Source organism: Citrobacter sp. FP75 (assembly GCF_018342065.1).
Classification (GTDB): domain Bacteria; phylum Pseudomonadota; class Gammaproteobacteria; order Enterobacterales; family Enterobacteriaceae; genus Citrobacter.
On the sequence record NZ_JAFDOE010000007.1, the window covers coordinates 43507 to 66830 of the forward strand.

22 protein-coding genes and 1 other RNA gene are annotated in these 23324 nt (G+C 52.1%); 12 read left to right on the forward strand and 11 right to left on the reverse strand.

Annotation, left to right across the window (positions count from 1 at the left end; genetic code table 11):
* The 3 genes from ynhH to lpp all read left to right on the forward strand — a co-directional run bounded on the left by ynhH (position 1) and on the right by lpp (position 2196).
* Positions 1-231 (forward strand): protein YnhH, encoded by a 231-nt coding sequence (gene ynhH, locus JQ822_RS24690; protein ID WP_446715020.1) that lies wholly within the window; start codon positions 1-3, stop codon positions 229-231.
* Positions 232-238: 7 nt separating this feature from the next.
* Complete coding sequence (gene pykF, locus JQ822_RS19615) at positions 239-1651, forward strand: pyruvate kinase PykF (RefSeq protein ID WP_213134874.1); 1413 nt, start codon at positions 239-241, stop codon at positions 1649-1651.
* Positions 1652-1959: 308 nt separating this feature from the next.
* Positions 1960-2196 (forward strand): murein lipoprotein Lpp, encoded by a 237-nt coding sequence (gene lpp, locus JQ822_RS19620; RefSeq protein WP_003029373.1) that lies wholly within the window; start codon positions 1960-1962, stop codon positions 2194-2196.
* A 68-nt stretch (positions 2197-2264) separates the two neighbouring features.
* Here the strand turns inward: lpp and ldtE are convergent, their stop codons facing one another.
* The 8 genes from ldtE to JQ822_RS19660 form a co-directional block, all read right to left on the reverse strand.
* Positions 2265-3269, reverse strand: a complete 1005-nt coding sequence (ldtE, locus tag JQ822_RS19625; protein WP_213135008.1) for a L,D-transpeptidase LdtE — start codon at positions 3267-3269, stop codon at positions 2265-2267.
* Between the two features lie 123 nt (positions 3270-3392).
* Positions 3393-3809 (reverse strand): cysteine desulfuration protein SufE, encoded by a 417-nt coding sequence (sufE, locus tag JQ822_RS19630; protein WP_213134875.1) that lies wholly within the window; start codon positions 3807-3809, stop codon positions 3393-3395.
* 12 nt (positions 3810-3821) lie between these two features.
* Positions 3822-5042: a cysteine desulfurase SufS gene (gene sufS / locus JQ822_RS19635; RefSeq protein WP_213134876.1), complete on the reverse strand. Its 1221-nt coding sequence runs from the start codon at positions 5040-5042 to the stop codon at positions 3822-3824.
* Positions 5039-6310 carry a Fe-S cluster assembly protein SufD gene (sufD, locus tag JQ822_RS19640; protein WP_213134877.1) on the reverse strand — a complete coding sequence of 424 codons (1272 nt, stop codon included), beginning with the start codon at positions 6308-6310 and terminating at the stop codon, positions 5039-5041. The genes sufS and sufD overlap by 4 nt, the downstream gene beginning before the upstream one ends.
* The gene (sufC, locus tag JQ822_RS19645) at positions 6285-7031 is read right to left on the reverse strand and encodes a Fe-S cluster assembly ATPase SufC (protein ID WP_213134878.1); all 747 of its coding nucleotides are present in this window, start codon (positions 7029-7031) and stop codon (positions 6285-6287) included. The genes sufD and sufC overlap by 26 nt, the downstream gene beginning before the upstream one ends.
* Before the next feature lie 16 nt (positions 7032-7047).
* Positions 7048-8535, reverse strand: coding sequence for a Fe-S cluster assembly protein SufB (sufB, locus tag JQ822_RS19650; RefSeq protein ID WP_213134879.1), 1488 nt, complete (start codon positions 8533-8535; stop codon positions 7048-7050).
* Between the two features lie 8 nt (positions 8536-8543).
* Positions 8544-8912: a Fe-S cluster assembly scaffold SufA gene (gene sufA, locus JQ822_RS19655; RefSeq protein ID WP_213134880.1), complete on the reverse strand. Its 369-nt coding sequence runs from the start codon at positions 8910-8912 to the stop codon at positions 8544-8546.
* 496 nt (positions 8913-9408) lie between these two features.
* The gene (locus JQ822_RS19660; protein ID WP_213134881.1) at positions 9409-10284 is read right to left on the reverse strand and encodes a LysR family transcriptional regulator; all 876 of its coding nucleotides are present in this window, start codon (positions 10282-10284) and stop codon (positions 9409-9411) included.
* 123 nt (positions 10285-10407) lie between these two features.
* On the opposite strand from JQ822_RS19660, the gene JQ822_RS19665 reads away from it, so the two are divergent.
* A complete protein-coding gene (locus JQ822_RS19665; RefSeq protein WP_213134882.1) occupies positions 10408-11259 on the forward strand; it encodes a Vmh family MBL fold metallo-hydrolase in 852 nt (283 codons plus the stop codon).
* A gap of 68 nt (positions 11260-11327) precedes the next feature.
* Here the strand turns inward: JQ822_RS19665 and JQ822_RS19670 are convergent, their stop codons facing one another.
* The 3 genes from JQ822_RS19670 to ydiJ all read right to left on the reverse strand — a co-directional run bounded on the left by JQ822_RS19670 (position 11328) and on the right by ydiJ (position 15057).
* The gene (locus JQ822_RS19670) at positions 11328-11516 is read right to left on the reverse strand and encodes a YdiH family protein (protein WP_213134883.1); all 189 of its coding nucleotides are present in this window, start codon (positions 11514-11516) and stop codon (positions 11328-11330) included.
* A 77-nt stretch (positions 11517-11593) separates the two neighbouring features.
* Entirely contained in the window at positions 11594-12004 is a 411-nt protein-coding gene (gene menI / locus JQ822_RS19675) for a 1,4-dihydroxy-2-naphthoyl-CoA hydrolase (RefSeq protein WP_213134884.1), read from the reverse strand.
* Positions 12001-15057 carry a D-2-hydroxyglutarate dehydrogenase YdiJ gene (gene ydiJ / locus JQ822_RS19680; RefSeq protein ID WP_213134885.1) on the reverse strand — a complete coding sequence of 1019 codons (3057 nt, stop codon included), beginning with the start codon at positions 15055-15057 and terminating at the stop codon, positions 12001-12003. Before ydiJ ends, menI begins: the two co-directional genes overlap by 4 nt.
* A 213-nt stretch (positions 15058-15270) precedes the next feature.
* Here ydiJ and ydiK point away from each other — a divergent pair, with 213 nt between their 5' ends.
* The 8 genes from ydiK (at position 15271) to JQ822_RS19720 (ending at position 23318) form a co-directional block, all read left to right on the forward strand.
* Complete coding sequence (gene ydiK / locus JQ822_RS19685; RefSeq protein ID WP_213134886.1) at positions 15271-16371, forward strand: AI-2E family transporter YdiK; 1101 nt, start codon at positions 15271-15273, stop codon at positions 16369-16371.
* A 185-nt stretch (positions 16372-16556) separates the two neighbouring features.
* Positions 16557-16664, forward strand: an RNA gene (gene rprA / locus JQ822_RS19690) — antisense sRNA RprA.
* 127 nt (positions 16665-16791) lie between these two features.
* Positions 16792-17148 (forward strand): YdiL family protein, encoded by a 357-nt coding sequence (locus tag JQ822_RS19695; protein WP_213134887.1) that lies wholly within the window; start codon positions 16792-16794, stop codon positions 17146-17148.
* Positions 17149-17196: 48 nt separating this feature from the next.
* Positions 17197-18408: an MFS transporter gene (locus tag JQ822_RS19700; RefSeq protein WP_213134888.1), complete on the forward strand. Its 1212-nt coding sequence runs from the start codon at positions 17197-17199 to the stop codon at positions 18406-18408.
* A 241-nt stretch (positions 18409-18649) separates the two neighbouring features.
* Positions 18650-19885 carry an MFS transporter gene (locus tag JQ822_RS19705; RefSeq protein WP_213134889.1) on the forward strand — a complete coding sequence of 412 codons (1236 nt, stop codon included), beginning with the start codon at positions 18650-18652 and terminating at the stop codon, positions 19883-19885.
* 21 nt (positions 19886-19906) lie between these two features.
* Complete coding sequence (ydiB, locus tag JQ822_RS19710) at positions 19907-20773, forward strand: quinate/shikimate dehydrogenase (protein WP_213134890.1); 867 nt, start codon at positions 19907-19909, stop codon at positions 20771-20773.
* Between the two features lie 35 nt (positions 20774-20808).
* A complete protein-coding gene (gene aroD, locus JQ822_RS19715; RefSeq protein WP_213134891.1) occupies positions 20809-21567 on the forward strand; it encodes a type I 3-dehydroquinate dehydratase in 759 nt (252 codons plus the stop codon).
* A gap of 155 nt (positions 21568-21722) precedes the next feature.
* On the forward strand, positions 21723-23318 hold the full coding sequence (locus tag JQ822_RS19720) for an acyl CoA:acetate/3-ketoacid CoA transferase (protein ID WP_213134892.1): 1596 nt from the start codon (positions 21723-21725) through the stop codon (positions 23316-23318).
* Positions 23319-23324: the final 6 nt, after the last annotated feature.

A 23324-nucleotide genomic window follows, 5' to 3' on the forward strand; every position in this document is an offset into this window, starting at 1 on the left:
ATGCGCGCCAATTGTCTCTTGAATGGTTTCAGCACATTGACCTGTAAAACTCAACGACTACAAAACTCACCTTCCCGTTGGGCTGAAACGCAAGCACACATTCCTCTGCACGCTCTTTCGATGTCACCTATCCTTAGAGCGAGGCATCACAACTTTCGTAACTCAGGTTTAGCTTCCCATCCGTGCGCGACGGAAGCCAGATTTCCATATCCTTCTCAACTTAAAGACTAAGACTGTCATGAAAAAGACGAAAATTGTTTGCACCATCGGTCCGAAAACCGAATCCGAAGAGATGTTAACCAAAATGCTGGACGCGGGCATGAACGTCATGCGTCTGAACTTCTCCCACGGCGACTACGCAGAACATGGTCAGCGCATCAAGAACTTGCGCAACGTGATGAGCAAGACCGGCAAGAAAGCCGCCATCCTGCTTGACACCAAAGGTCCGGAAATCCGCACCATTAAACTGGAAGGCGGTAACGACGTTTCTCTGAAAGCGGGCCAGACCTTCACTTTCACTACTGACAAATCTGTCGTGGGCAACAGCGAAATCGTTGCTGTTACTTACGAAGGCTTTACTAAAGATCTGACCGTCGGCAACACCGTGCTGGTTGACGATGGCCTGATCGGCATGGAAGTTACCGCAATCGAAGGTGACAAAGTTATCTGTAAAGTGCTGAACAACGGCGACCTCGGCGAAAACAAAGGCGTTAACCTGCCGGGCGTTTCCATCGCACTGCCAGCACTGGCTGAAAAAGACAAACAAGACCTGATCTTTGGCTGCGAGCAAGGCGTTGACTTCGTTGCGGCATCCTTTATCCGTAAACGTTCTGACGTCGTTGAAATTCGTGAGCACCTGAAAGCCCACGGCGGCGAAAACATTCAGATCATCTCCAAAATCGAAAACCAGGAAGGTCTGAACAACTTCGACGAAATCCTCGAAGCGTCTGACGGCATCATGGTTGCGCGTGGCGATATGGGCGTTGAGATCCCGGTTGAAGAAGTTATCTTCGCGCAGAAGATGATTATCGAAAAATGTATCCGTGCGCGCAAAGTCGTTATCACTGCGACCCAGATGCTCGATTCCATGATCAAAAACCCACGTCCAACCCGCGCTGAAGCTGGCGACGTTGCGAACGCCATCCTCGACGGCACCGACGCAGTTATGCTGTCCGGTGAATCCGCGAAAGGTAAATACCCGCTGGAAGCTGTGACCATCATGGCCACCATCTGCGAACGTACCGACCGCGTAATGACCAGCCGCCTGGACTTCAACAACGACAGCCGCAAGCTGCGCATCACCGAGGCCGTGTGCCGTGGCGCGGTTGAAACTGCTGAAAAACTGGATGCTCCGCTGATCGTCGTAGCCACCCAGGGCGGTAAATCTGCTCGCGCAGTACGTAAATACTTCCCGGATGCTACCATTCTGGCACTGACCACCAACGAAACGACCGCGCGTCAACTGGTTCTGAGTAAAGGTGTTGTTGCACAGGTTGTTAAAGAAATCAGCTCTACCGATGATTTCTACCGTCTGGGTAAAGAAGTTGCGCTGGAAAGTGGTCTGGCACAGAAAGGCGACGTTGTGGTGATGGTTTCCGGTGCACTGGTACCGAGCGGCACCACCAACACGGCATCTGTTCACGTGCTGTAATAATTCCATCGTGAATTAATTTGCCTAAAAAGCGCCCTCGCGGCGCTTTTTTTATTTCAGTGATAGCCACTATTAATAAAAAATCAAATCGGATTTCACTATCCAATTAGAAATTATCTAAGATGAATCCGATGGAAGCTTTCTGTTTTCACTCGGATTTTTCGCCGTTTTTGCACATTTCGATGCTTCTTTGAGCGAACGATCAAAAATAAGTGCATTCGCATCAAAAAAATATTCTCAACCTAAAAAGCTTTGTGTAATACTTGTAACGCTACATGGAGATTAACTCAATCTAGAGGGTATTAATAATGAATCGTACTAAACTGGTACTGGGCGCGGTAATCCTGGGTTCTACTCTGCTGGCAGGTTGCTCCAGCAATGCTAAAATCGATCAGCTGTCTTCTGACGTTCAGACTCTGAACGCTAAAGTTGACCAGCTGAGCAACGACGTGAACGCAATGCGTTCCGACGTTCAGGCTGCTAAAGATGACGCAGCACGCGCTAACCAGCGTCTGGATAACGCAGCTACTAAATACCGTAAGTAATAGTATCTGTGTAATAAAAATGGCGCACATTGTGCGCCATTTTTTTGTCCTTCATTTCCCCTTCCCTGTTACTGCATCGCCCGCTTTTGTTCCGCCTCTGCTGGCAATTCATTCTGCGCCGACGTCACCTCTGGCCCATTGACCGCAATCGGCGTCTGTCCGGCCGTTACGGTAACCGGATAACCCGCCCGACGATACAGCGCCCTGTCCACCAGACTATGGTCTACAGCTTTACTGTCTTTGAACTGGGTAAAACCTGCAGGCAGCACATACGGCATGGTTTGTACGTTTTGCTCTTCCTCCGGTGACAATGGACGGTGTACCTCGACATAACGCATACCGTTTGGCTCGATTGAATATTTTATCGGCTCGTTAATCACTCTGACTGGCGTGCCGGTTCTGACCTGAGCAAACAGGGCTTTGATGTCCGGCGCGTTCATGCGAATACAGCCAGAACTCACACGCAGACCCACGCTATCCGGCGCGCTGGTGCCATGGATGAGGTATTCACCGTTACCGTGCGCCAGACGCAGTGCAAAGCGCCCTAACGGGTTATTGGGTCCGGCAGGTACCACCGGCGGTAATGTTATGCCGCGCTCCAGAGAGCGCTTACGAATGCCTGGCGTGGGTGTCCATGTGGGGTTAGGGATTTTCTGCCCCACCCGGGTTTCCATCACCGGGGTCTCCAGCCCCTGCAAGCCAATACCAATAGGGAAGACCTGAACAATGTTTTCTCCCGGCGGGAAGTAATACAGACGCAGCTCCGCCAGATTCACAATAATGCCTTCGCGGGGCGCATCCGGGAGCAGCAGTTGCGAGGGAATAGTGATCAGGGTTCCGGGGCTGGGGACTGGGGCAATGGTGTTATTGGCTTCGAGGATCAACATCGCAGCGGTATCAAACCGGCGGGCTATTGCCTGCAAGTTCTTATCGCCTTCCTGCACGGTGTAGGTTTGATTCTGCCCAACAAGACGACTGTTCGCCGGGGGCAAAGGATAATCGACCGCCCATGCGGCCTGTATAGCGCTGTAAGCACCGATTAGCATTAACGTAATAACAGACGCGCGTTTCATACTCACTCACCCCCCTGGCGTTATTGCCGGACGACGGCGAGCGCCCGATCCGGCCTACGAGTCACTGCGTTGCCTTACACACCCTCCTTCAAGCCAGCCTGAAAGATGACATGTTTTATCAGTTTAGCTAAGAGTTGCGGCTTTGGTGCGAATAGCCCTAATCATCGCCTCCAGCCCTTGTGAACGAGACGGTGTGAGATGCTGTGCGAGCGCCATCTTCTCAAACCACGGACGCACATCAAAATTCACAATATCTTCGGCCGTCATTCGGTCATACAAAATAAATACCACGGCAATGAGCCCTTTCACAATCGCCGCATCGCTGTCGCCGTGTAATTCAATCGTGCCGTCCGCATTCTGACGCATGACAATCCACACCTGACTCTGACAGCCCTGAATGCTATTTTTTTCGCAGCGATCGTCAGCATTTAACTCCGGCAAACGCTGACCTAATTCAATAATATACAGATATTTCTCTTCCCAGTTCGCGCAACGCAGAAAATTGCGCAACAACTTTTCTTTATCCGGTAACGCCGCCATAACGCCTCCCTGTTACCCCAGTAAATGATGAATTCGTTTAAGTCCCGTTACCAGTCGATCCACCTCTTCCTGCGTGTTGTACATGGCAATCGAGGCGCGGCACATCGCAGGGACGTTATAGTGCGCCATCAGGGGCATGGCGCAGTGGTGCCCGGTGCGCACAGCGATGCCGTAGTTATCAAGAAAGCTGCCGACATCATAGGCGTGGTGTTTGCCGAGGTTAAACGCGATGACGCCCAGGCGGCCCTGTGGGCCGTACAGCGTCAAATCCGGGACGCTGGCCAGTTGCTCAAGCGCATACCCCATCATGAACTGCTCATACTCGCTGATTTCATCAAGCCCGAGAGCACTCACATATTCAATCGCAGCGCCCAGACCAATAATCCCACCGGTGTTAGGCGTTCCGGCCTCAAAACGCCAGGGCGCTTTGGCCCACGTCGTTCCCTGGCTAAGACTGACCGTCGCTATCATCGAACCACCACCTTCCCAGGGCGGCATTTCCTGCAGCAAAGACTCTCTGGCATACAGCATGCCGATACCGGTGGGACCGTAGAGCTTATGTCCCGAGAAGACATAAAAGTCGCAATCCAGCGCCTGCACGTCCACCTTGTGGTGCATCACCGCCTGCGCGCCATCGACCAGCACTTTTGCTCCATGCTGATGCGCCAGTTCGATCATCTCTGCTAACGGGTTTTCGGTGCCCAGCACGTTGGATACGTGGGTAATCGCCAGTAGTTGGGTACGTTCGTCAAACAGGGTCGGCAGGATATCCAGTTGCAAGGTCCCATCGTCATGCAGTGGGATGACGCGTAGCTCAGCGCCCACGCGGGCGCACAGCATCTGCCATGGGACGATGTTGGCATGGTGCTCCATCTCACTAATGATGATGTTATCTCCCGCCCGCACATTGCTGGTCCCCCAACTGTTGGCCACCAGATTAATGCCTTCCGTCGTACCACGCACAAATACCAACTCTTCGGCGGAGCGGGCGTTAATAAACAGCGACACCAGCTTGCGCACATTCTCCATTTTTTCCGTTGCCTGAGCGCTTAAGGTATGAATGCCACGGTGAACCGCCGCATAGCCATGGCGGTAGAACTCGGCTTCGGCATCAATCACCTGATTCGGCTTTTGCGCACTGGCGGCGCTGTCCAGATAGGCCAGCGGCAGGCCGTTAACTTCACGCGTCAGAACAGGAAAGTCAGCCCGTACTTTTTCAATCGGAAATGTCATGCTACGCCTCCCGGCAGGCGTTGAGCGATCCGCGCCAGAACCTGTTGTTTAAGCGTTTCATCGCTCAGGGCTTCCGTCAGCTCAGCGGCAAACGCATAGAGAATCATCTGTTGAGCATCCTGCTGGCCGATCCCGCGCGAACGCAGATAGAACATCTGCTCATCGTCAATTCGCCCCACCGTCGCACCATGGCTACATTTCACGTCATCGGCGTAGATTTCCAACTGCGGTTTGGTGTCCACTTCCGCCAGCTTACCGAGCAGCAAATTATTATTCGTCATCTGCCCGTCGGTTTTAATCGCGTGCTGCGCCACGTTGATCAGGCCATTGAACACCGCCCGGCCTTTATCGCTGACGATGGTTTTATGCAGTTGCCGACTGTTGCAATAGCCTTTGTTATGCTCAAGCCAGGTGCGGGTGTCACAGACTTCATTTTTCACCGGCATCGCCAGGCTGTTAATCCGCAGCGTGGTGTTTTCGCCGTTCAACTGGGTGCTGGTGTTATGGCGCAATACCGCATCACCAAGTAAAAAGCTGTAACTGATCGCCGTGGCATCTGCGCCCAGCTGAATGTCATTATGGGCAAAATGATGGCTGACCGGGTTCTCAAACGCCAGTTTGATATGGTGCAAATGGGCATTTGCCGCCACGTTCATCGTTACGCGCGCGCCGGTAAAGTGTTTCAGCTCGTTGAAGCTGACATAGTGTTCGATGAGGGTGGCTTCCGCGCCTTCCGCCAGTTCAAGGTGATGGCGATAATGCGCGGTATTAACTTCATCGCCCGCCAGCCCCTGGGTGATGTGCATCAGCAACAGCGGCTTCGCCGGGCGCTGGTTACGTTTCACCTGAATGCGCGTCACGCTGCGCGCCAGGCTTTCCGTCAGGTGCAAAAAGATTTCTGGCTGAATCGGCGCTGGTAGCAGCGAGGGCGTATCGTCGACGGTGACATCAAAACCGCTGCCGTCCGCGCTGTCACTAAGCGCCTCGCAGAATTGCCCGTCGACAAACACCAGACGCACCGCATCAATGCCAGCCGCCAGCGCTTCACACTGCGCCGGGCTTATCGCGGCAAAACGACTGACAAACTGACCGTTGGCTAATCCTTCCAGCGGCGTGTATTTCCAGTCTTCATGTTTCCGTGTTGGCAGCCCCAGACGTAGCATCTGCTGCAGATGCTGCTGCGCATGCTGCGAACGGGTTTTGCCCTGCGACTCAAACAGGTGGTGCCACTGCTGCAGCACGTTACTGCTGTTCACTAAGCCAGCCATATCCTTGCTCCTCCAGCTGTTTAACCAGCGTGAAATCGCCGGACTTAACAATGCGCCCCTGATACAAAACATGGACGTAATCGGGTTTGATATAGTCGAGGATGCGCTGATAGTGAGTGACAATAATGAACGCGCGCTTGCCGTCACGCAGCGAATTCACGCCATCGGCGACAATTTTTAGCGCGTCGATGTCCAGCCCCGAGTCGGACTCGTCGAGAATGCACAATTGAGGTTCCAGCACCGCCATCTGCAGAATATCATTGCGCTTTTTCTCGCCGCCGGAGAAGCCGACGTTCACCGAACGGGTGAGCAAATCTTCCGGCATCTTCAGCAGCGCGATTTTCTCTTCCATCAGATCCTGGAAGTCGAATCGGTCCAGGGCCTCTTCGCCACGGTAACTGCGTACCGCATTGAGCGCGGTTTGCAGGAAAAACTGATTGCTGACACCGGGGATTTCCACCGGGTACTGAAACGCCATAAAAATGCCTTCACCGGCCCGGTCTTCCGGCGACAGCGCCAGCAAATCTTTACCCTTAAATTCCACTGTTCCACCCGTGACGGCATAGTCATCTCGTCCGGCTAATGTCGCAGACAGCGTACTTTTCCCTGAACCGTTCGGTCCCATAATGGCGTGGACTTCCCCCGGGCGGACCTCAAGGCTAAGCCCGCGCAGGATTGCCTTATCTTCCACACTGACCTGTAAATCTTTAATGCTTAACATGTGCTTTCCTTAAATTTTAACCGACGCTGTGTTCAAGACTGATGGCGAGAAGTTTTTGCGCTTCCACGGCGAACTCCAGCGGCAGTTCGGAGAACACGTCTTTACAGAAACCGTTGACGATCATCGAGATGGCGTCTTCTTCGCTGATACCGCGCTGCAGGCAGTAGAACAGCTGATCTTCACCAATGCGTGAGGTTGTCGCTTCGTGTTCAAGTTGGGCGCTGTTGTTACGACACTCCACATACGGGAAGGTGTGCGCCCCGCAGTCCGCGCCGATCAGCATCGAGTCACACTGGGTATAGTTGCGGGCGTTGGTCGCCGTCGGCATGATTTTTACCAGGCCGCGATAGCTGTTCTGGCTGCGCCCGGCAGAGATCCCTTTCGAGATAATGGTTGATTTGGTGTTCTTGCCGATATGGATCATTTTGGTGCCGGTATCGGCCTGTTGATGACCGCTGGTCAGCGCGACGGAGTAAAATTCGCCAATAGAGTTGTCGCCGCGCAAAATACAGCTCGGGTATTTCCACGTAATGGCCGAGCCCGTTTCCGACTGGGTCCACGACATTTTGCTGTTTTCGCCTTCACACAGCGCGCGTTTGGTGACGAAGTTCAGAATACCGCCGGTATTGCCATCACCGGGGAACCAGTTTTGTACCGTCGAGTATTTCACTTCGGCATCTTTGTGGATGATCACTTCCACCACCGCCGCGTGTAGCTGGTAACTGTCGCGCACCGGTGCCGAACAGCCCTCAATGTAACTGACGTAGCTGCCTTCATCTGCCACCAGAATGGTACGTTCAAATTGCCCGGTTTTTTCCGCGTTAATACGGAAATAGGTGGAAAGCTCCATCGGGCAGCGCACGCCTTTTGGTACATAGATAAACGTGCCGTCTGAGGCAACCGCCGCATTCAGCGCGGCAAAGAAATTGTCGTTACCCGGCACCACTGTGCCGAGATATTTCTTCACCAGTTCCGGGTGATCGTGAATCGCCTCGCCGAACGAACAGAAAATAATGCCCTGTTCCGCCAGTTTTTCACGATAGGTGGTTGCCACCGACACCGAGTCAAAAATGGCATCGACCGCCACCTCTTTACCTTCGCGCACCGGTACGCCGAGCTGCTCGAAAGCGTCCTCAACCTCTTTACTTAAAAACGCATTCGCACCCGTTTGTTGTACCGCTCCCGGCTCAGAGGCGCAGGTTTCATCACAGTTGCCGCAGGAAGGCGCGGAGTAATAGCTGTAATCCTGATAATTCAGCTTATCGTAATGCGCTTTTAGCCAGTGCGGCTCTTCCATCGTCAGCCATGCTCTGAACGCATTCAGGCGAAACTCCAGCATCCATTCCGGTTCGTTGCGTTTCGCGGAAATTGCCCGCACGACCTCTTCATTGATGCCTTTCGCCAGCTCATCAGTTTTAAGTTGGGTGAAGAACCCCTCTTTGTAATTGAGGTGTCCGCCAGCCCAGGTGTTGACATCGTCAGTTGCTTCAGTGTTACGCGACATAGTACCGCCTATACCCCAAAACTTTCGCCACAGCCGCATTCGTTCTGGGCTTTCGGGTTATGAAATTTAAATAACTGATTTAATCCTTCACGAACAAAATCGACTTCAGTTCCATCAATAAACGGCATCGCCTGTAACGGCACATACAGCCTGGCGCCATCCGTCTCAAACAGTAGATCGCCTTTTTCCGGCTTGCTGACGGTATCCAGCACATAGCCGAACCCCGCACATCCCGTTTGCTTCACGCCTAACCGCACGCCCAGCATGTCGGGTTGCTTTGCCACCAGTTCGCGAATATGCACCGCTGCGGCGGGCGTTAACGTCAGCCCGCGCCATGCAAAATCGTCCGGATTAAATGTTCCTGAATGCAATTCCATAGGGTCACCTCGAGTCATTAGCCTTCAAGCTATAACACCATGTTAGTGATAATGATTATCACTTCAACCCCTCAACAGCAGGGGCATTCGGGTTAACCGCCCTTTTTGTCTACTTTTATTAAGCATAGACCCTGCAGCGTGGGTTTACAGGGATGGAATTTTTTGTTCAATGCTTTGATAAATAATGGGTTACAAATAACTAATCGTTCGGCAAGGTAAAACGCTAAAAGATGTATAGATAATGTCTATTTAAAAGATAGGAAAAAGACGGGAAATGGAGATAACACGGTTCAACAGCGCGCAGACAGGCAATAAAAAACCCTTAAGTCTGCTATTTTAACAGACTTAAGGGTTCCGGCCCCATCCGGCGCTTATCTCCGGCACTCGCGATGGCTTAGCTCTTGAAGGGGCGATAAGAATCGTCTCATACCCGGCAGCCGCTTTTTTAACACAAACTGCGGTTTGTCTATTTTACAGGCAGACACAGCTCACACATTCAGAGCAGAGTCTCATGTAAGGCATCCAACAACAGACGCAGACCCGCCGGTTGATGTTCACGCGACAGATATAAACCGTAAATCGGCAGGCGACACGGCTGGAACTGAGGCAAAAGCCGGATCAACCGGCCCTGCTCCAGTCCTCCACGTGCTTCTTTTTCCGGTACCAGCGCAATGCCCATACCGGCCAGCGCCGATTCACATAACAGAGCAGAGATACCCGCACTGAGATTTCCCTTAATTGCCACCGATACGGCGTCGCCCTGCTCATCTCGAAAGTGCCAGGATTTTCCGGCAAAACCGCTGTAGTAGAGGCAATTATGCTGAGCGAGCTCGTCAAGGTTTTGCGGAGTACCATGCTGACGCAGATAATCCGCAGAGGCGCACAGCACCGACTCGCAGTCGCCAAGACGGCGGGCGATGGTACCGGGTTCAGGGCTATCCGTGATGCGGATCGCCACATCGATACGTTCTCCCACGAGACTTACCGGTTGGTTATTGATCTCCACCTCAATACGCAGTTGCGGATACTTCGCCAGAAAAGCGGGCAGAACCGGCGCTAATATATGCAAGGCAGTAAAATGTGCACAGGCCACACGTAGCGTACCGGATGGAATCTCCGCCGCGCTGGCGGCCCCAATATCCAGAGAAAGTTGCGCCAGAGAACGCGTTTTAAGTAATGCCTCTTCACCCGCTGGGGTGATCGTCAAACGGCGCGACGAACGATGGATAAGCCTCGCACCCGCCCATTTTTCCATCTCATCGAGATAGCGACTGACCATCGGTCTGGAAAGCCCCAGCGCTCGCGCAGCGGCACTCAGGCTACCCAAATCGCAGATATGGTTAAATACCGTTGCTGCCATCACTCTGTCCATCGCATCCCATCCGATCGTTTTATGAAACTCAGCATGTCCTGATAGAGGAATTCTAACAGATCAGAATTTCCGTAAAATAAGGAACGAGAAAAAGACATCTTCATCTGCAAAAGGTTATCCACCATGAAAGTTAACGCCCTGGCCCTGCTATTACCCCTGCTGGCTTCACCGGTTTTCGCAGCGCCGCTCCAGCTTGACGTCTACAATCCGCAGGAAAAAGCCATTTTCCCGGTTTCCTCAACGCTGGTTTCCGGCCCGAAAGAAGCCATTTTATTTGATGCACAATTCAGCATCAAAGACGGTGAAAAGCTGGTGCAGATGATCCGCGACAGCGGCAAATCGCTGAAGACCATCGTGATTACCTCTGGCGATCCGGATTTTTATTTTGGACTGCAACCGATTGTTAAAGCCTTCCCTGAAGCCAAAGTGCTGGCTACACCACACGTGGTGGAGCACATTCTTGCCACCAAAGAAGCCAAACTGAAGTTTTGGGGCCCGCAGATGAAAGATGGCGCCCCAACGACGCTCATCGTACCGCAGGCCACCACGCAAACTCGCTTTACAATTGATGGGGAAACACTGGAACTGCGCCACCCTAATGATTATGCAGCGTATGTCTGGATCCCGACTAACCGCGCGATCCTCGGCGGTACCGGCGTGGCTTCCGGTATTCATGTCTGGACCGCAGACACGCAGTCTCCTGAACAGCGCGCCGCGTGGCGCAACGTACTCAGCGAAATGCAAACTTTACGCCCAGCCGAAGTGATACCCGGTCACTCTATCGGCGAACGCCCGGCTGGTGATAAAGCGATCCGCTTCACTCAGGACTATTTACAGTCGTTTGAGCAGGCGCTGGACGCGAAGCAAGGGTCGGCATATGTAATTAAGACGATGAAGGCCGCGTGGCCAGGGCTTGCGGACGATAGCTCGCTGGAGCTAAGTGCGAAGGTTAATACCGGTGAGATGAAGTGGTAAATAAGATTTAAAGCAAAAAATAACCCCGAACACATGTCGGGGTTTTCATCACGATAAGCATACCGGAATCAATGAACGCCGTGGCGCCAGGCAAAATAGATCTCTTCTTTGAGTTCAGTCGAAGAGAGCGTCAGCAAATCAGCAAACTCCAGCTCTAATTGTTTCAGTCTTTTCAAATACTGAGCCGGTGAAAGATCGCTTTTATCACGACGTATAAATTCTATTGCCAGTTGGGCCGGGTCTAATTGGGTAGACATATCATCCTCGCTTGTGTTCAAAACCTGCACAGTATAGCACCTTTCCCTGCGCAGATAATGACCAAACTCAACATGCGTCACAAAATAGCGGTCGTCAGGCGCGAGGTGCAGCACAGCCGTTCCTGCTCATCAAAGATTTCGATTTGCCAAACCTGGTGGCGAGAACCGGTATGCAGCGCACTGCACACCCCTCTGACACGCCCTTCCCGCGCGGAACGTATATGGTTGGCATTCACTTCAAGACCCACCACTTTCTGATCGCCCTGGGTACACAGGTAACCTGCTACTGACCCCATACTTTCCGCCAGCACTACCGAAGCACCGCCGTGTAACAGGCCAAAAGGCTGTTTAGTCCGGTGATCCACCGGCATCGTGGCTTCCAGCGTATTATCTCCGATGCGCTCAAAACGGATATCCAGCAGACCAACCATATTTCCCTCACCCATGGTATTGAGCGCCTCGAGTGAAACTTCACGTTTCCAGATCATCCAATTATCTCCAGCAGAGCCTGTAATGGGTGGCGAACGCCCGTACCTTCCACGCGTTTTACCTGGCTGCGGCAAGAATACCCTGCAGCCAGACAGCGGTTGCGCGGTAATCGCTGCATTGCCTGATGCCATGATAACTCATAGATGCCCAGCGAGTTCTGGTGATTCTTCACTTCATGACCATAGGTGCCCGCCATGCCACAGCACCCGACGTTGACGTTTTCCAGCTTCGCACCAAACCTGGCAAAAATGGCCGCCCACTGTGCAGGTGCGCCCGGCAAGGCGGTCACTTCGGTGCAATGCCCAAAGAAATACCATGGTTCACCCGCGATAGCGGTAGGCTGCTGAGAGGCCAGAACGCTCGATAACCACTCGTTCACCAACAGCACATGGAAATCTCCCCGTTGCTCACCCAGCGCCAGCTTGTATTCATCGCGATAGCACAGCACCAGCGCGGGATCGACGCCCACCATCGGGATGTTCAACTTCGCCACCCGGTTGAGAAACTCGGCGGTCTTTTTCGCCGTTTTGGCAAAACGATTCAAAAAGCCCTTAATATGCTGCGCCTTACCATTGGGCGAGAACGGCAGCAGTACCGGCTGTAAACCGAGCTTTTCTACCAGGCGGATGAAATCGGCCACGACTTGCGCATCGTAATAGCTGGTGAACGGATCCTGTACCACCAGTACCGTGCGGGCCTTCTGTTCCTGACTCAATAATTCGAGCTGTTCCAGCGTCATATTGGCACAGCGGTGTCCCACCAGTTGACGTTGTAACGACGGCGCAGACAGCAGCGGCAAATCCACCATGCCAATATGCTTTTTGGCAAGATTGCGCACCAGCGGCTGGTTAATGAAGAAGTTGAACGTTTTCGGCGCGCGCGCCATTAACGGCGCATAGCTCTCAACGGTTGCCACCATGTGATCGCGCAGCGGACGCAAATAACGTGTGTGGTACAGTTGCAGGAAACGAGAACGGAACTCCGGAACGTCAATTTTGATCGGGCACTGAGTGGAGCACGCTTTACACGCCAGACAGCCGGACATCGCCTCTTTGACTTCATGCGAGAAATCGTACTCGCCCTTGCGCGCATGCCAGCTGTTGCGGGTGCGGGCAATTAATGTGCGTAAGCTGGCGCGTTTTTCCGGTAACTCTTTTTCCAGATGAACCGGATCGATGCCGCGGTCAGCCAGCAGGCGTAGCCATTCCCGCACCAGCGTTGCCCGTCCTTTTGGCGAATGAATGCGATTGAGGCTAATTTTCATCGACGGGCACATTGGGCTGTTGGCATCGAAGTTAAAACACAATCCGTTACCGTTACACTCCAGCGCCCCACGCCATTCTTGCCTTACAGCCAACGGGATCTGGCGATCGTATGTCCCACGCTTAACCGCATCGACTTTCATCATCGGCGCATCAACGCCTTCCGGCGGGCAGATTTTGCCGGGGTTCAGACGGTTTTGCGGGTCAAACGCCGACTTCACTTTGCGTAATTCACGGTACAGCTCATCGCCGAAGAACGCCGGACTGTACTCCGCACGAAATCCCTTGCCGTGTTCACCCCACAGCAGACCGCCGTATTTTGCCGTCAATGCCACGACGTCATCCGAAATGCGTTTCATCAGCACTTCCTGCTGCGGATCGCACATATCCAGCGCTGGTCTGACGTGTAGCACCCCGGCGTCCACGTGACCAAACATGCCATAGCTCAGGCCATGGCCGTCGAGCAGCGCGCGGAACTCCGCAATATAGTCCGCCAGATGTTCTGGCGGTACGCAGGTATCTTCCGCGAACGGAATCGGCTTTGCGGCCCCCTTTGCATTACCCAGCAGTCCGACGGCTTTTTTCCGCATCGCGTAAATACGCTCAACGCCCGCCAGTTCGGTACACAACTGCCAGCCAATGACGCCAGCTTCCTGACGGGCAATTAAGCCGTCCAGGCGTTCGCACAGTGCGCTCACCTGTGCGTTAATTAATGCTTCGTCGTCCCCGGCGAACTCGACGATATTCAAACCCAGCATTTCTTTATCTGGCACATCTGTAATCAGTTCGCTCACCGAGTGCCAGACAATGTCTTCGCGCGCCAGATTAAGTACTTTGGAGTCGACTGTTTCTACCGACAGCGCGCGCGCGTCCACCATCACCGGGGCATTGCGCAGAGCGGAATCAAAAGAGTCGTATTTGACGTTAACCAGCCGTCGCACCTTCGGCAACGGCGTAATATCAAGGCGAGCCTCGGTAATAAAGGCCAGCGTACCTTCGGATCCGGTGAGGATGCGGGTTAAATCAAACTCGGTCATCTCATCGTTAAAGACGTGGCGTAAATCGTAACCGGTTAAAAAGCGATTCAGCTTCGGAAACTTATCCACGATCAGCTGTCGGTTTTCGCGGCAGCGCTGATAAACGGTCTTATAAATGCGCCCGATGGTCGTATTGGTGTTGCCGAGCATTTCGGCAAGCTCAACCGGCATCGGCTGCGTATCAAGGATATCGCCGCCGATCAGGACCGCACGAACGCCCAGTACGTGATCGGAGGTTTTACCGTAAACCAACGACCCTTGCCCGGACGCATCGGTATTTATCATCCCGCCAAGCGTTGCCCGGTTACTGGTAGATAATTCCGGCGCGAAGAAATAACCGTACGGCTTCAGATACTGGTTGAGCTGATCTTTTATCACCCCAGCTTCTACCCGTACCCAACCTTCCTGCGGATTGATTTCAATAATGCGGCTCATATAACGGGACATATCAACGATCATGCCCTGATTCAGCGCCTGACCATTGGTTCCCGTGCCACCACCGCGTGGGGTAAAGATCAACGAGGAAAAGAGAGGTTCAGCTGCCAGACGGGCGATCAGCGCCACGTCCGCCGTTGAACGGGGAAAAACCACAGCATCAGGAAGAAGCTGATAGATGCTGTTATCCGTCGACATTGTCAGACGATCGGCATAGCTCGTTGCCGTGTCGCCCGTAAACCCTTGCTGCTCCAGCGCCTGCAAAAAATTGAGCACCAGTTGAACGACACCAGGTGCTTGAGAAATTTGTGGAATCATTATAGTGACCCTTTCCTGCGGTCTGTGTTGTGAATTTAATCGTTTGCGTGTTGCTTTGTTTGTTGTATCACATTTTTTTCTAATACGCCCAGCAGATTTAAAGGCAGAATCAGCCTGTTAAAAACCGCTGAAATTGCTCATCATTATAGGGTGTGGTTTAAGCGTTCACGTCGCGTCAACGTCCTGACGTACAGAAAAGGTGAAAAAGTATTTATGGTAAATTTCCGTCAGCCCAGGGATATCGCGCAAGTGCTGCTCTCGGTGCTGTTTTTAGCCATCTTGATTGTGGCCTGTCTATGGATTGTGCAGCCGTTTATCCTTGGTTTTGCGTGGGCTGGAACCGTGGTTATTGCAACCTGGCCCATCTTACTGCGTATACAGAAATTGCTATGGGGACGCCGATCTTTGGCCGTGCTGGTGATGACCCTGCTGCTGGTCCTTTTGTTTATCATTCCCATCGCGTTATTAGTTAACAGCATTGTTGATGGCAGCGGCCCGTTGATCCATGCCGTAACCGCTGGCGATATGACGCTGCCGGATCTTGAGTGGCTGAACAGTATTCCGTTAGTGGGTGCCAAAATATATGGTGCATGGCACAGCCTGCTGGATATGGGCGGCGCGGCAATTATGGCCAAAGTGCGTCCTTATATCGGCACAACCACCACCTGGTTTGTTGGTCAGGCCGCGCATATTGGCCGCTTTATGATGCATTGTGGTCTGATGCTGCTGTTCAGCGCCCTGCTGTACTGGCGCGGTGAACAAGTGGCATTAGGTATTCGCCACTTCGCCTGTCGCCTGGCCTCTAAGCGTGGCGATGCCGCCATTCTACTGGCGGCGCAAGCGATCCGTGCGGTGGCGTTGGGTGTGGTCGTAACCGCGCTGGTGCAGGCCGTCCTCGGCGGCATTGGTCTGGCAGTCACGGGCGTGCCGTACGCCACGCTGCTGGCGGTGCTGATGATCCTGTCCTGTCTGGTACAGCTGGGTCCCTTGCCAGTACTGATCCCGGCTATCATCTGGCTTTACTGGACGGGTGACTCTACCTGGGGCACGGTGCTGCTGGTGTGGAGCGCTGTGGTGGGTACGCTGGATAACGTGATCCGCCCGATGCTGATTCGAATGGGTGCCGATTTACCGCTTATTCTCATCCTTTCCGGAGTCATCGGTGGGCTGATTGCCTTCGGCATGATTGGCCTGTTTATCGGCCCGGTGGTCCTGGCCGTTTCCTGGCGTCTGTTCTCCGCCTGGGTGAACGAAGCCCCTGCGCCCGGCAACGACCCAGACGCGATCCTCGAAGAAATCGAAAACAACAAGTAGTCCCGACATCAGGCGGCATTGCCGCCTGATTGTTTAACGCCGTTTATTGATGTCTTCCCGCCTAATACGTGAATCCCGCGCTTCCTGGCTGTAAATTCTCATTTGTGTCGCAAATTCTTTACAGTTTTTAAACTATTGAGATGAATCCGATCGACGGGAAAAATCGACATGCCTACTATTGTCTCAAGGCTTTAGATCAACACATTGATTTATAAGCATGGAAATCCCCTGAGTGAAACAACGAATTGCTGTGTGTAGTCTTTGCCCATCTCCCACGATGGGCTTTTTTTTGTCTTTTCATCTGCATCCCCTCTTCTGAATAACAAATAATATTGCACAAGATACTGTGACTCTCTTCAAGTCGAAATACCCACAAGAATGCTATTACTATTCCACCGTCTTTTATCAAGTGATGAAATAATGAACGCATTAGAATTGCAGGCTATCCGCCATATTTTTGCTATGACGGTAGAAGAAAGCGCCATGTATATCGCGCGCGATAGCAGTGTTGCTGCATGGCAACAATGGGAAAATGGCGAAAGAGAAATCCCTGAACGCATCGCCTGTATTTGTGCAGAAATGAAAGCCAGGCGGAAGTTAAGAATTAATGCAGTTATCGAAAAAATAAACAATCGTATTGGTAATAACACCATGCGTTTTTTCCCCGATCTCATCTCTTTTCAAACGGTTTATAACCACGATGATTTTCTAGGCTGGAAAATCTATCAATCAGCGGCTGTTGAACTCTATGCTCACGACCTTGAGCGTTTGTGTTAAGAGACGGTAACACCACTCCCATTTAGCCTTTTCGCTGAGTAACACAATATGAAAAATACCTATTTCTCCACCGCGATAGGGCTGTACCTTAATTACCTCGTACACGGCATGGGCGTCATTCTGATGAGCCTCAATATGTCCTCATTAGAACAACAATGGCAAACCAATGCGGCAGGCGTGTCGATTGTTATTTCATCCCTCGGCATTGGCCGATTAAGCGTCTTATTACTGGCTGGTTTACTCTCCGATCGCTATGGCCGCAGGCCGTTTATCCTGCTTGGCATGCTCTGCTACCTGTGTTTCTTCGTTGGCATTATCAATACACACAGTATTTACATTGCCTACGCGTTTGGTTTTTTAGCCGGGATGGCAAACAGTTTTCTCGATGCGGGAACCTATCCCAGCCTGATGGAGGCATTTCCCCACTCTCCCAGCACCGCCAATATTCTGATAAAAGCGTTTGTTTCCAGCGGGCAGTTTCTGTTGCCGATGGTCACCAGCCTGCTGGTGTGGGCCGAACTGTGGTTTGGCTGGTCCTTCCTGCTTGCCGCGGGGATGATGCTTGCCAATGGCGTATTTTTATTCCGTTGTCGATTTCCGTCGCCTGCGGAGAATCAGCCTGCTACCAGGGCCATACAGGAAACGACGGTGGCCAGGCATCGCTGTTCCCTGCTCGATCTTGGCAGCTACACTCTGTACGGCTACATCGCGATGGCGACCTTTTACCTGGTGAGTCAGTGGCTGGCACAGTACGGTCAGTTTGTCGCCGGAATGTCGTATACGTTATCCATTAAGCTGTTAAGTGTTTATACCTGCGGTTCACTGCTGTGCGTGTTGATCACCGCACCGCTGGTGAGGAAGGCCGAACACGCGCCATCCCTGCTGATGCTTTACACGTTTATCTCGCTTATCGCGCTGCTGACGGTCTGCCTGCATCCCACCCCCACAGTGGTGATCGCCTTCGCCTTTGTCATCGGTTTTTCCTCCGCTGGCGGCGTGGTACAAATCGGGTTAACGCTGATGGCAGCACGCTTCCCGCATGCCAAAGGGAAAGCCACCGGTATTTATTACAGCGCGGGCAGCATTGCGACCTTCACCATCCCTCTGATTACGGCAAGGCTCTCACAAACCAGCATTGCCCATATTATGTGGTTTGATACCGGCATGGCCGCCGTCGGCTTCCTGCTGGCATTGTTTATTGGTTATCGCAGTCGCATGGCGTCAAAACATCCGCTAAAAATGGCGCCACTTGCCGAATAGCGTGGATGCAATATTGTTCTCCCCGTCTGCAACATAATTGCGTGAATATTTAAAACATCAACAAAACGGCAGCAGGAAGATTTAAGTTTCACACTTTGGCATGCAATATACCTGGTCACTAAAACGTCATGCTATGTAGGTTCAGTACCCGCCACTCGGTATAGTAATAACATCATCATCGTAATTAAAATTAGCACGATGAAAACAGAACAATTTTAAAACCCGCAAGGAGTTTTGCGAAATGTCTCAGAACAAGGCCTTTAATACGCCATTTTTTCTGGCGATAGTCTGTATTTATTTCAGTTATTTCCTGCATGGTATTAGCGTCATTACCCTGGCGCAAAACATGACCTCTCTTGCAGAGAAATTCTCCACCGACAATGCTGGGATCGCCTATTTAATATCAGGCATCGGCCTGGGGCGAATGGTCAGTATATTATTCTTTGGCGTACTTTCCGATAAATTTGGTCGTCGGGCCATTATCCTGCTAGGCGTCATTCTTTATATGCTGTTCTTCTTCGGTATTCCCGCCAGCCCGAATTTGATGATTGCCTTTATTCTGGCGGTTTGCGTTGGCGTCGCGAACTCCGCGCTGGATACCGGTGGCTATCCGGCATTAATGGAGTGTTTCCCCAAAGCGTCCGGTTCAGCGGTTATTCTGGTGAAGGCAATGGTGTCGTTCGGGCAGATGATCTACCCGCTCATTGTCAGTACCATGCTGCTTAATCATATCTGGTACGGCTATGCGGTGATTATCCCAGGCGTTCTGTTCGTGGTGATCACCTTAATGCTGCTAAAGAGCCGTTTCCCCAGCCAACTCGTGGATGCTGTTGTCGCGAAAGAGCTGCCGCAGATGAACAGCAAACCGCTGGTGTGGCTGGAAGGCGTGGCGTCAGTTATGTTTGGCGTCGCCGCATTTTCAACCTTTTACGTTATCGTAGTCTGGATGCCGAAGTACGCCATGGCGTTTGCCGGAATGGCGGAAGCCGACGCGCTGAAAACCATCTCTTATTACAGCATGGGCTCACTGGTCTGCGTCTTTATTTTTGCGGCACTGCTGAAGAGATTAGTCCGTCCGATCTGGGCAAACGTATTTAATGCCGGACTGGCAACCATTACGGCCGCGATTATCTATCTGTATCCCTCACCGCTGGTCTGTAACGCAGGCTCATTTCTTATCGGGTTCTCTGCAGCGGGCGGTATTTTACAACTGGGCGTGTCAGTGATGTCGGAATTCTTCCCAAAGAGCAAAGCCAAAGTCACCAGTGTTTATATGATGATGGGTGGCGTCGCCAACTTTATTATCCCGCTGATCACCGGTTACCTGTCTAACATTGGCCTGCAATACATTATTTTGCTCGACCTGGTCTTTGCCCTGCTGGCATTTATCACGGCCATTATCGTATTTATCCGTTACTACCGCGTATTTGATATACCGAAAAACGATGTGCGGTTAGGCGAACGTTATTTTCAATAAATAGTTCTCAAGGAGTTTTAAATGGATGTCACTGCAAAATATGAACTGATTGGCCTGATGGCCTACCCAATCAGACACAGTCTGTCACCAGAAATGCAAAATAAAGCGCTGGAAAAAGCCGGACTGCCTTTTACCTACATGGCATTTGAAGTCGATAACTCAACCTTTGCCGGGGCTATTGAAGGGTTGAAAGCGTTAAAGATGCGCGGTACTGGCGTCTCTATGCCCAATAAACAACTGGCATGTGAGTATGTTGATGAATTAACCCCCGCCGCGAAACTGGTCGGCGCCATCAATACTATCGTCAATGACAACGGCTATCTTCGCGGCTACAACACCGATGGCACTGGCCATATTCGCGCCATTAAAGAAAGCGGCTTCGATATAAAAGGCAAAACCATGGTACTGTTGGGCGCGGGTGGTGCATCTACCGCTATTGGCGCACAAGCGGCCATTGAAGGCATCAAAGAAATTAAGCTCTTTAACCGTAAAGATGAGTTCTTTGAAAAAGCAGTGGAATTTGCCAAACGCGTCAATGAAAACACCGAGTGTGTGGTGACCGTTATCGATCTGGCCGACCAGCGGGCCTTTGCCGAAGCGCTGGCCAGCGCAGATATTTTGACTAACGGTACAAAAGTTGGCATGAAGCCGCTGGAAAACGAATCCATTGTTAGCGATGTGTCGCTGCTACGCCCGGATCTGCTGGTGACCGAATGCGTCTACAACCCACATATGACCAGGTTACTGCAGCAGGCGCAACGTGCCGGTTGCAAAACAATTGATGGATACGGCATGTTGTTATGGCAAGGCGCTGAACAGTTTAAGCTCTGGACCGGGAAAGATTTCCCGCTGGAGTATGTGAAACAGGTTATGGGTTTTGCCGCCTGACGGGCCAGTATCAGTAAATATTTAAAGGGTAATCAATGAAAACCGTAACCGTAAGAAACCTCGTGATTGGCGAGGGTGCGCCGAAGATCATCGTCTCGCTGATGGGTAATGATATCGCCACGGTAAAAACCGAAGCGCTGGCCTACCGCAAAGCAGACTTCGACATTCTGGAATGGCGCGTTGACCATTTTGCCGATGTCTCTTCTATTGACGCGGTGCTGGAAGCCGCCCGTGCGATCCGCGACGCGATGGGCGATAAACCGCTGCTTTTCACCTTCCGCAGCGCCAAAGAAGGCGGTGAACAGGCGCTGTCTGTTGCAGACTATATTGCGCTTAATCGAGCGGCTGTAGATAGCGGTCTGGTGGATATGATCGATCTGGAGCTGTTCACCGGTGATGAGCAGGTCAAAGCCACCGTCGAGCATGCGCACGCGAAGAAGGTTTTCGTGATTATGTCGAATCATGATTTCCACCAAACACCGGCGGCGGAAGAGATTATCCAGCGTCTGCGTAAAATGCAGGAACTGGGCGCAGATATCCCGAAAATTGCGCTGATGCCGCAAAATAAAACAGATGTCCTGACGCTGCTTAGCGCCACGCTTGAAATGCAGGAGCGTTACGCTGACCGCCCAATTATCACCATGTCGATGGCCAAAACGGGCGTCATTTCGCGGCTGGCGGGTGAGGTCTTTGGCTCTGCGGCGACCTTTGGGGCGGTGAAAAAAGCCTCGGCTCCCGGGCAAATCTCGGTCTCCGATCTGCGTACCGTACTGACAATATTGCATCAGGCTTAATAACAAAATATTTCTGTACTGTTTTAAATAACCCCCTGCCCTATTATTCGCGTCTCGGCGAATAGTGGGCAGACGGATAAACACATTCAAACTACGTATATTATTTTTGTCGAATAAAATGACCGACAGGCGCACGCCTGTCATCTGGAGTCCATATGAAACTTAACAGACCTGAACGTATTGACGGTCGGGTACCGATATTATCGGCGGCGGACGCAATTAATTATATTCCTGATGAAGCCACCCTTTGTGTATTAGGCGCCGGCGGCGGTATTCTGGAAGCCACTACACTAATTAACGCACTGGCCGATAAATATAAAAACAGTCAGTCACCACGCAATTTATCACTGATTAGCCCAACAGGACTGGGCGACCGCGCCGACCGGGGTATTAGCCCGCTGGCGCAGGAAGGCCTGGTGAAATGGGCGCTGTGCGGACACTGGGGACAATCGCCACGGATCGCCGAACTCGCCGAACAAAATAAAATCGCCGCCTATAACTATCCCCAGGGGGTATTAACCCAAACATTGCGTGCATCGGCGGCCCATCAGCCGGGCATTTTGAGTGATATCGGTATTGGCACATTTATTGACCCTCGCCAACAGGGCGGCAAACTTAATGAAGTGACGACGGAAGATTTGATCAAGCTGGTGGAGATAGACAACAAGGAGTACCTCTACTACAAAGCCATCGCACCAACCATCGCCTTCATTCGCGCCACCACCTGTGATAGCGAAGGCTACGCCACGTTTGAAGATGAAGTGATGTACCTTGATGCGCTGGTGATTGCCCAGGCCGTGCATAACAACGGCGGCATCGTCATGATGCAGGTGCAAAAAATGGTCAAGAAAGCCACCCTGCATCCCAAAGCGGTGCGTATTCCGGGCTATCTGGTGGATATCGTGGTGGTTGACCCTGACCAGACCCAACTGTACGGCGGTGCGCCGGTGAATCGCTTTATTTCTGGCGACTTTGTCCTTGATGACAGCCAGCAGACGCCCCTACCGCTCAACCAACGCAAACTGGTGGCCAGACGCGCCCTGTTCGAAATGCGTAAGGGGGCAGTCGGTAATGTGGGCGTGGGTATCGCCGACGGCATTGGCCTTGTCGCACGTGAAGAAGGCTGCGCCGATGACTTTATTCTGACGGTAGAAACCGGCCCCGTGGGGGGAATTACCTCACAAGGCATTGCATTCGGTGCCAACGTTAACACCCGTGCCATTATGGATATGACCTCTCAGTTCGACTTCTACCACGGTGGCGGACTGGATGTGTGCTATTTAAGTTTTGCCGAAGTGGACAGCCACGGCAACGTCGGCGTGCATAAATTCAATGGCAAAATCATGGGCACTGGTGGATTTATCGATATTAGCGCCACCTCGAAGAAAATTATTTTCTGCGGCACGCTCACGGCCGGTAGTCTGAAAACAGAGATCGCCGACGGTAAGTTAAATATTGTCCAGGAAGGTCGGGTGAAAAAATTCGTCAGTGAATTACCTGAAATAACCTTCAGTGGAAAAATTGCACTCGAACGCGGATTAGATGTGCGTTACATCACCGAACGTGCCGTCTTTACTTTAAAAGAGGATGGCCTCCATTTAGTGGAAATTGCCCCTGGCGTTTCTTTGCAAGAAGATATTCTCGACAAAATGGATTTTTCCCCGGTTATTTCTCCTGAGCTAAAGCTCATGGACGAAAGATTATTTAACACTATCTCAATGGGTTTTGTCTTGCCTGACGTCGCCAATTAAAAGGAG

What these genes read in the sequence shown, in the direction of transcription:
- JQ822_RS19665 (WP_213134882.1), top strand. Translation starts at nt 10,408, where the DNA reads ATGAAAGTTAACGCCCTGGCCCTGCTATTACCCCTGCTGGCTTCACCG.
- JQ822_RS19670 (WP_213134883.1), bottom strand. Translation starts at nt 11,516, where the DNA reads ATGTCTACCCAATTAGACCCGGCCCAACTGGCAATAGAATTTATACGT.
- aroD (WP_213134891.1), top strand. Translation starts at nt 20,809, where the DNA reads ATGAAAACCGTAACCGTAAGAAACCTCGTGATTGGCGAGGGTGCGCCG.
- ydiK (WP_213134886.1), top strand. Translation starts at nt 15,271, where the DNA reads ATGGTAAATTTCCGTCAGCCCAGGGATATCGCGCAAGTGCTGCTCTCG.
- ynhH (WP_446715020.1), top strand. Translation starts at nt 1, where the DNA reads ATGCGCGCCAATTGTCTCTTGAATGGTTTCAGCACATTGACCTGTAAA.
- sufD (WP_213134877.1), bottom strand. Translation starts at nt 6,310, where the DNA reads ATGGCTGGCTTAGTGAACAGCAGTAACGTGCTGCAGCAGTGGCACCAC.
- menI (WP_213134884.1), bottom strand. Translation starts at nt 12,004, where the DNA reads ATGATCTGGAAACGTGAAGTTTCACTCGAGGCGCTCAATACCATGGGT.
- sufE (WP_213134875.1), bottom strand. Translation starts at nt 3,809, where the DNA reads ATGGCGGCGTTACCGGATAAAGAAAAGTTGTTGCGCAATTTTCTGCGT.
- ydiJ (WP_213134885.1), bottom strand. Translation starts at nt 15,057, where the DNA reads ATGATTCCACAAATTTCTCAAGCACCTGGTGTCGTTCAACTGGTGCTC.
- JQ822_RS19720 (WP_213134892.1), top strand. Translation starts at nt 21,723, where the DNA reads ATGAAACTTAACAGACCTGAACGTATTGACGGTCGGGTACCGATATTA.
- sufC (WP_213134878.1), bottom strand. Translation starts at nt 7,031, where the DNA reads ATGTTAAGCATTAAAGATTTACAGGTCAGTGTGGAAGATAAGGCAATC.
- sufB (WP_213134879.1), bottom strand. Translation starts at nt 8,535, where the DNA reads ATGTCGCGTAACACTGAAGCAACTGACGATGTCAACACCTGGGCTGGC.
- ydiB (WP_213134890.1), top strand. Translation starts at nt 19,907, where the DNA reads ATGGATGTCACTGCAAAATATGAACTGATTGGCCTGATGGCCTACCCA.
- JQ822_RS19695 (WP_213134887.1), top strand. Translation starts at nt 16,792, where the DNA reads ATGAACGCATTAGAATTGCAGGCTATCCGCCATATTTTTGCTATGACG.
- ldtE (WP_213135008.1), bottom strand. Translation starts at nt 3,269, where the DNA reads ATGAAACGCGCGTCTGTTATTACGTTAATGCTAATCGGTGCTTACAGC.
- sufA (WP_213134880.1), bottom strand. Translation starts at nt 8,912, where the DNA reads ATGGAATTGCATTCAGGAACATTTAATCCGGACGATTTTGCATGGCGC.
- JQ822_RS19705 (WP_213134889.1), top strand. Translation starts at nt 18,650, where the DNA reads ATGTCTCAGAACAAGGCCTTTAATACGCCATTTTTTCTGGCGATAGTC.
- JQ822_RS19660 (WP_213134881.1), bottom strand. Translation starts at nt 10,284, where the DNA reads ATGGACAGAGTGATGGCAGCAACGGTATTTAACCATATCTGCGATTTG.
- pykF (WP_213134874.1), top strand. Translation starts at nt 239, where the DNA reads ATGAAAAAGACGAAAATTGTTTGCACCATCGGTCCGAAAACCGAATCC.
- sufS (WP_213134876.1), bottom strand. Translation starts at nt 5,042, where the DNA reads ATGACATTTCCGATTGAAAAAGTACGGGCTGACTTTCCTGTTCTGACG.
- JQ822_RS19700 (WP_213134888.1), top strand. Translation starts at nt 17,197, where the DNA reads ATGAAAAATACCTATTTCTCCACCGCGATAGGGCTGTACCTTAATTAC.
- lpp (WP_003029373.1), top strand. Translation starts at nt 1,960, where the DNA reads ATGAATCGTACTAAACTGGTACTGGGCGCGGTAATCCTGGGTTCTACT.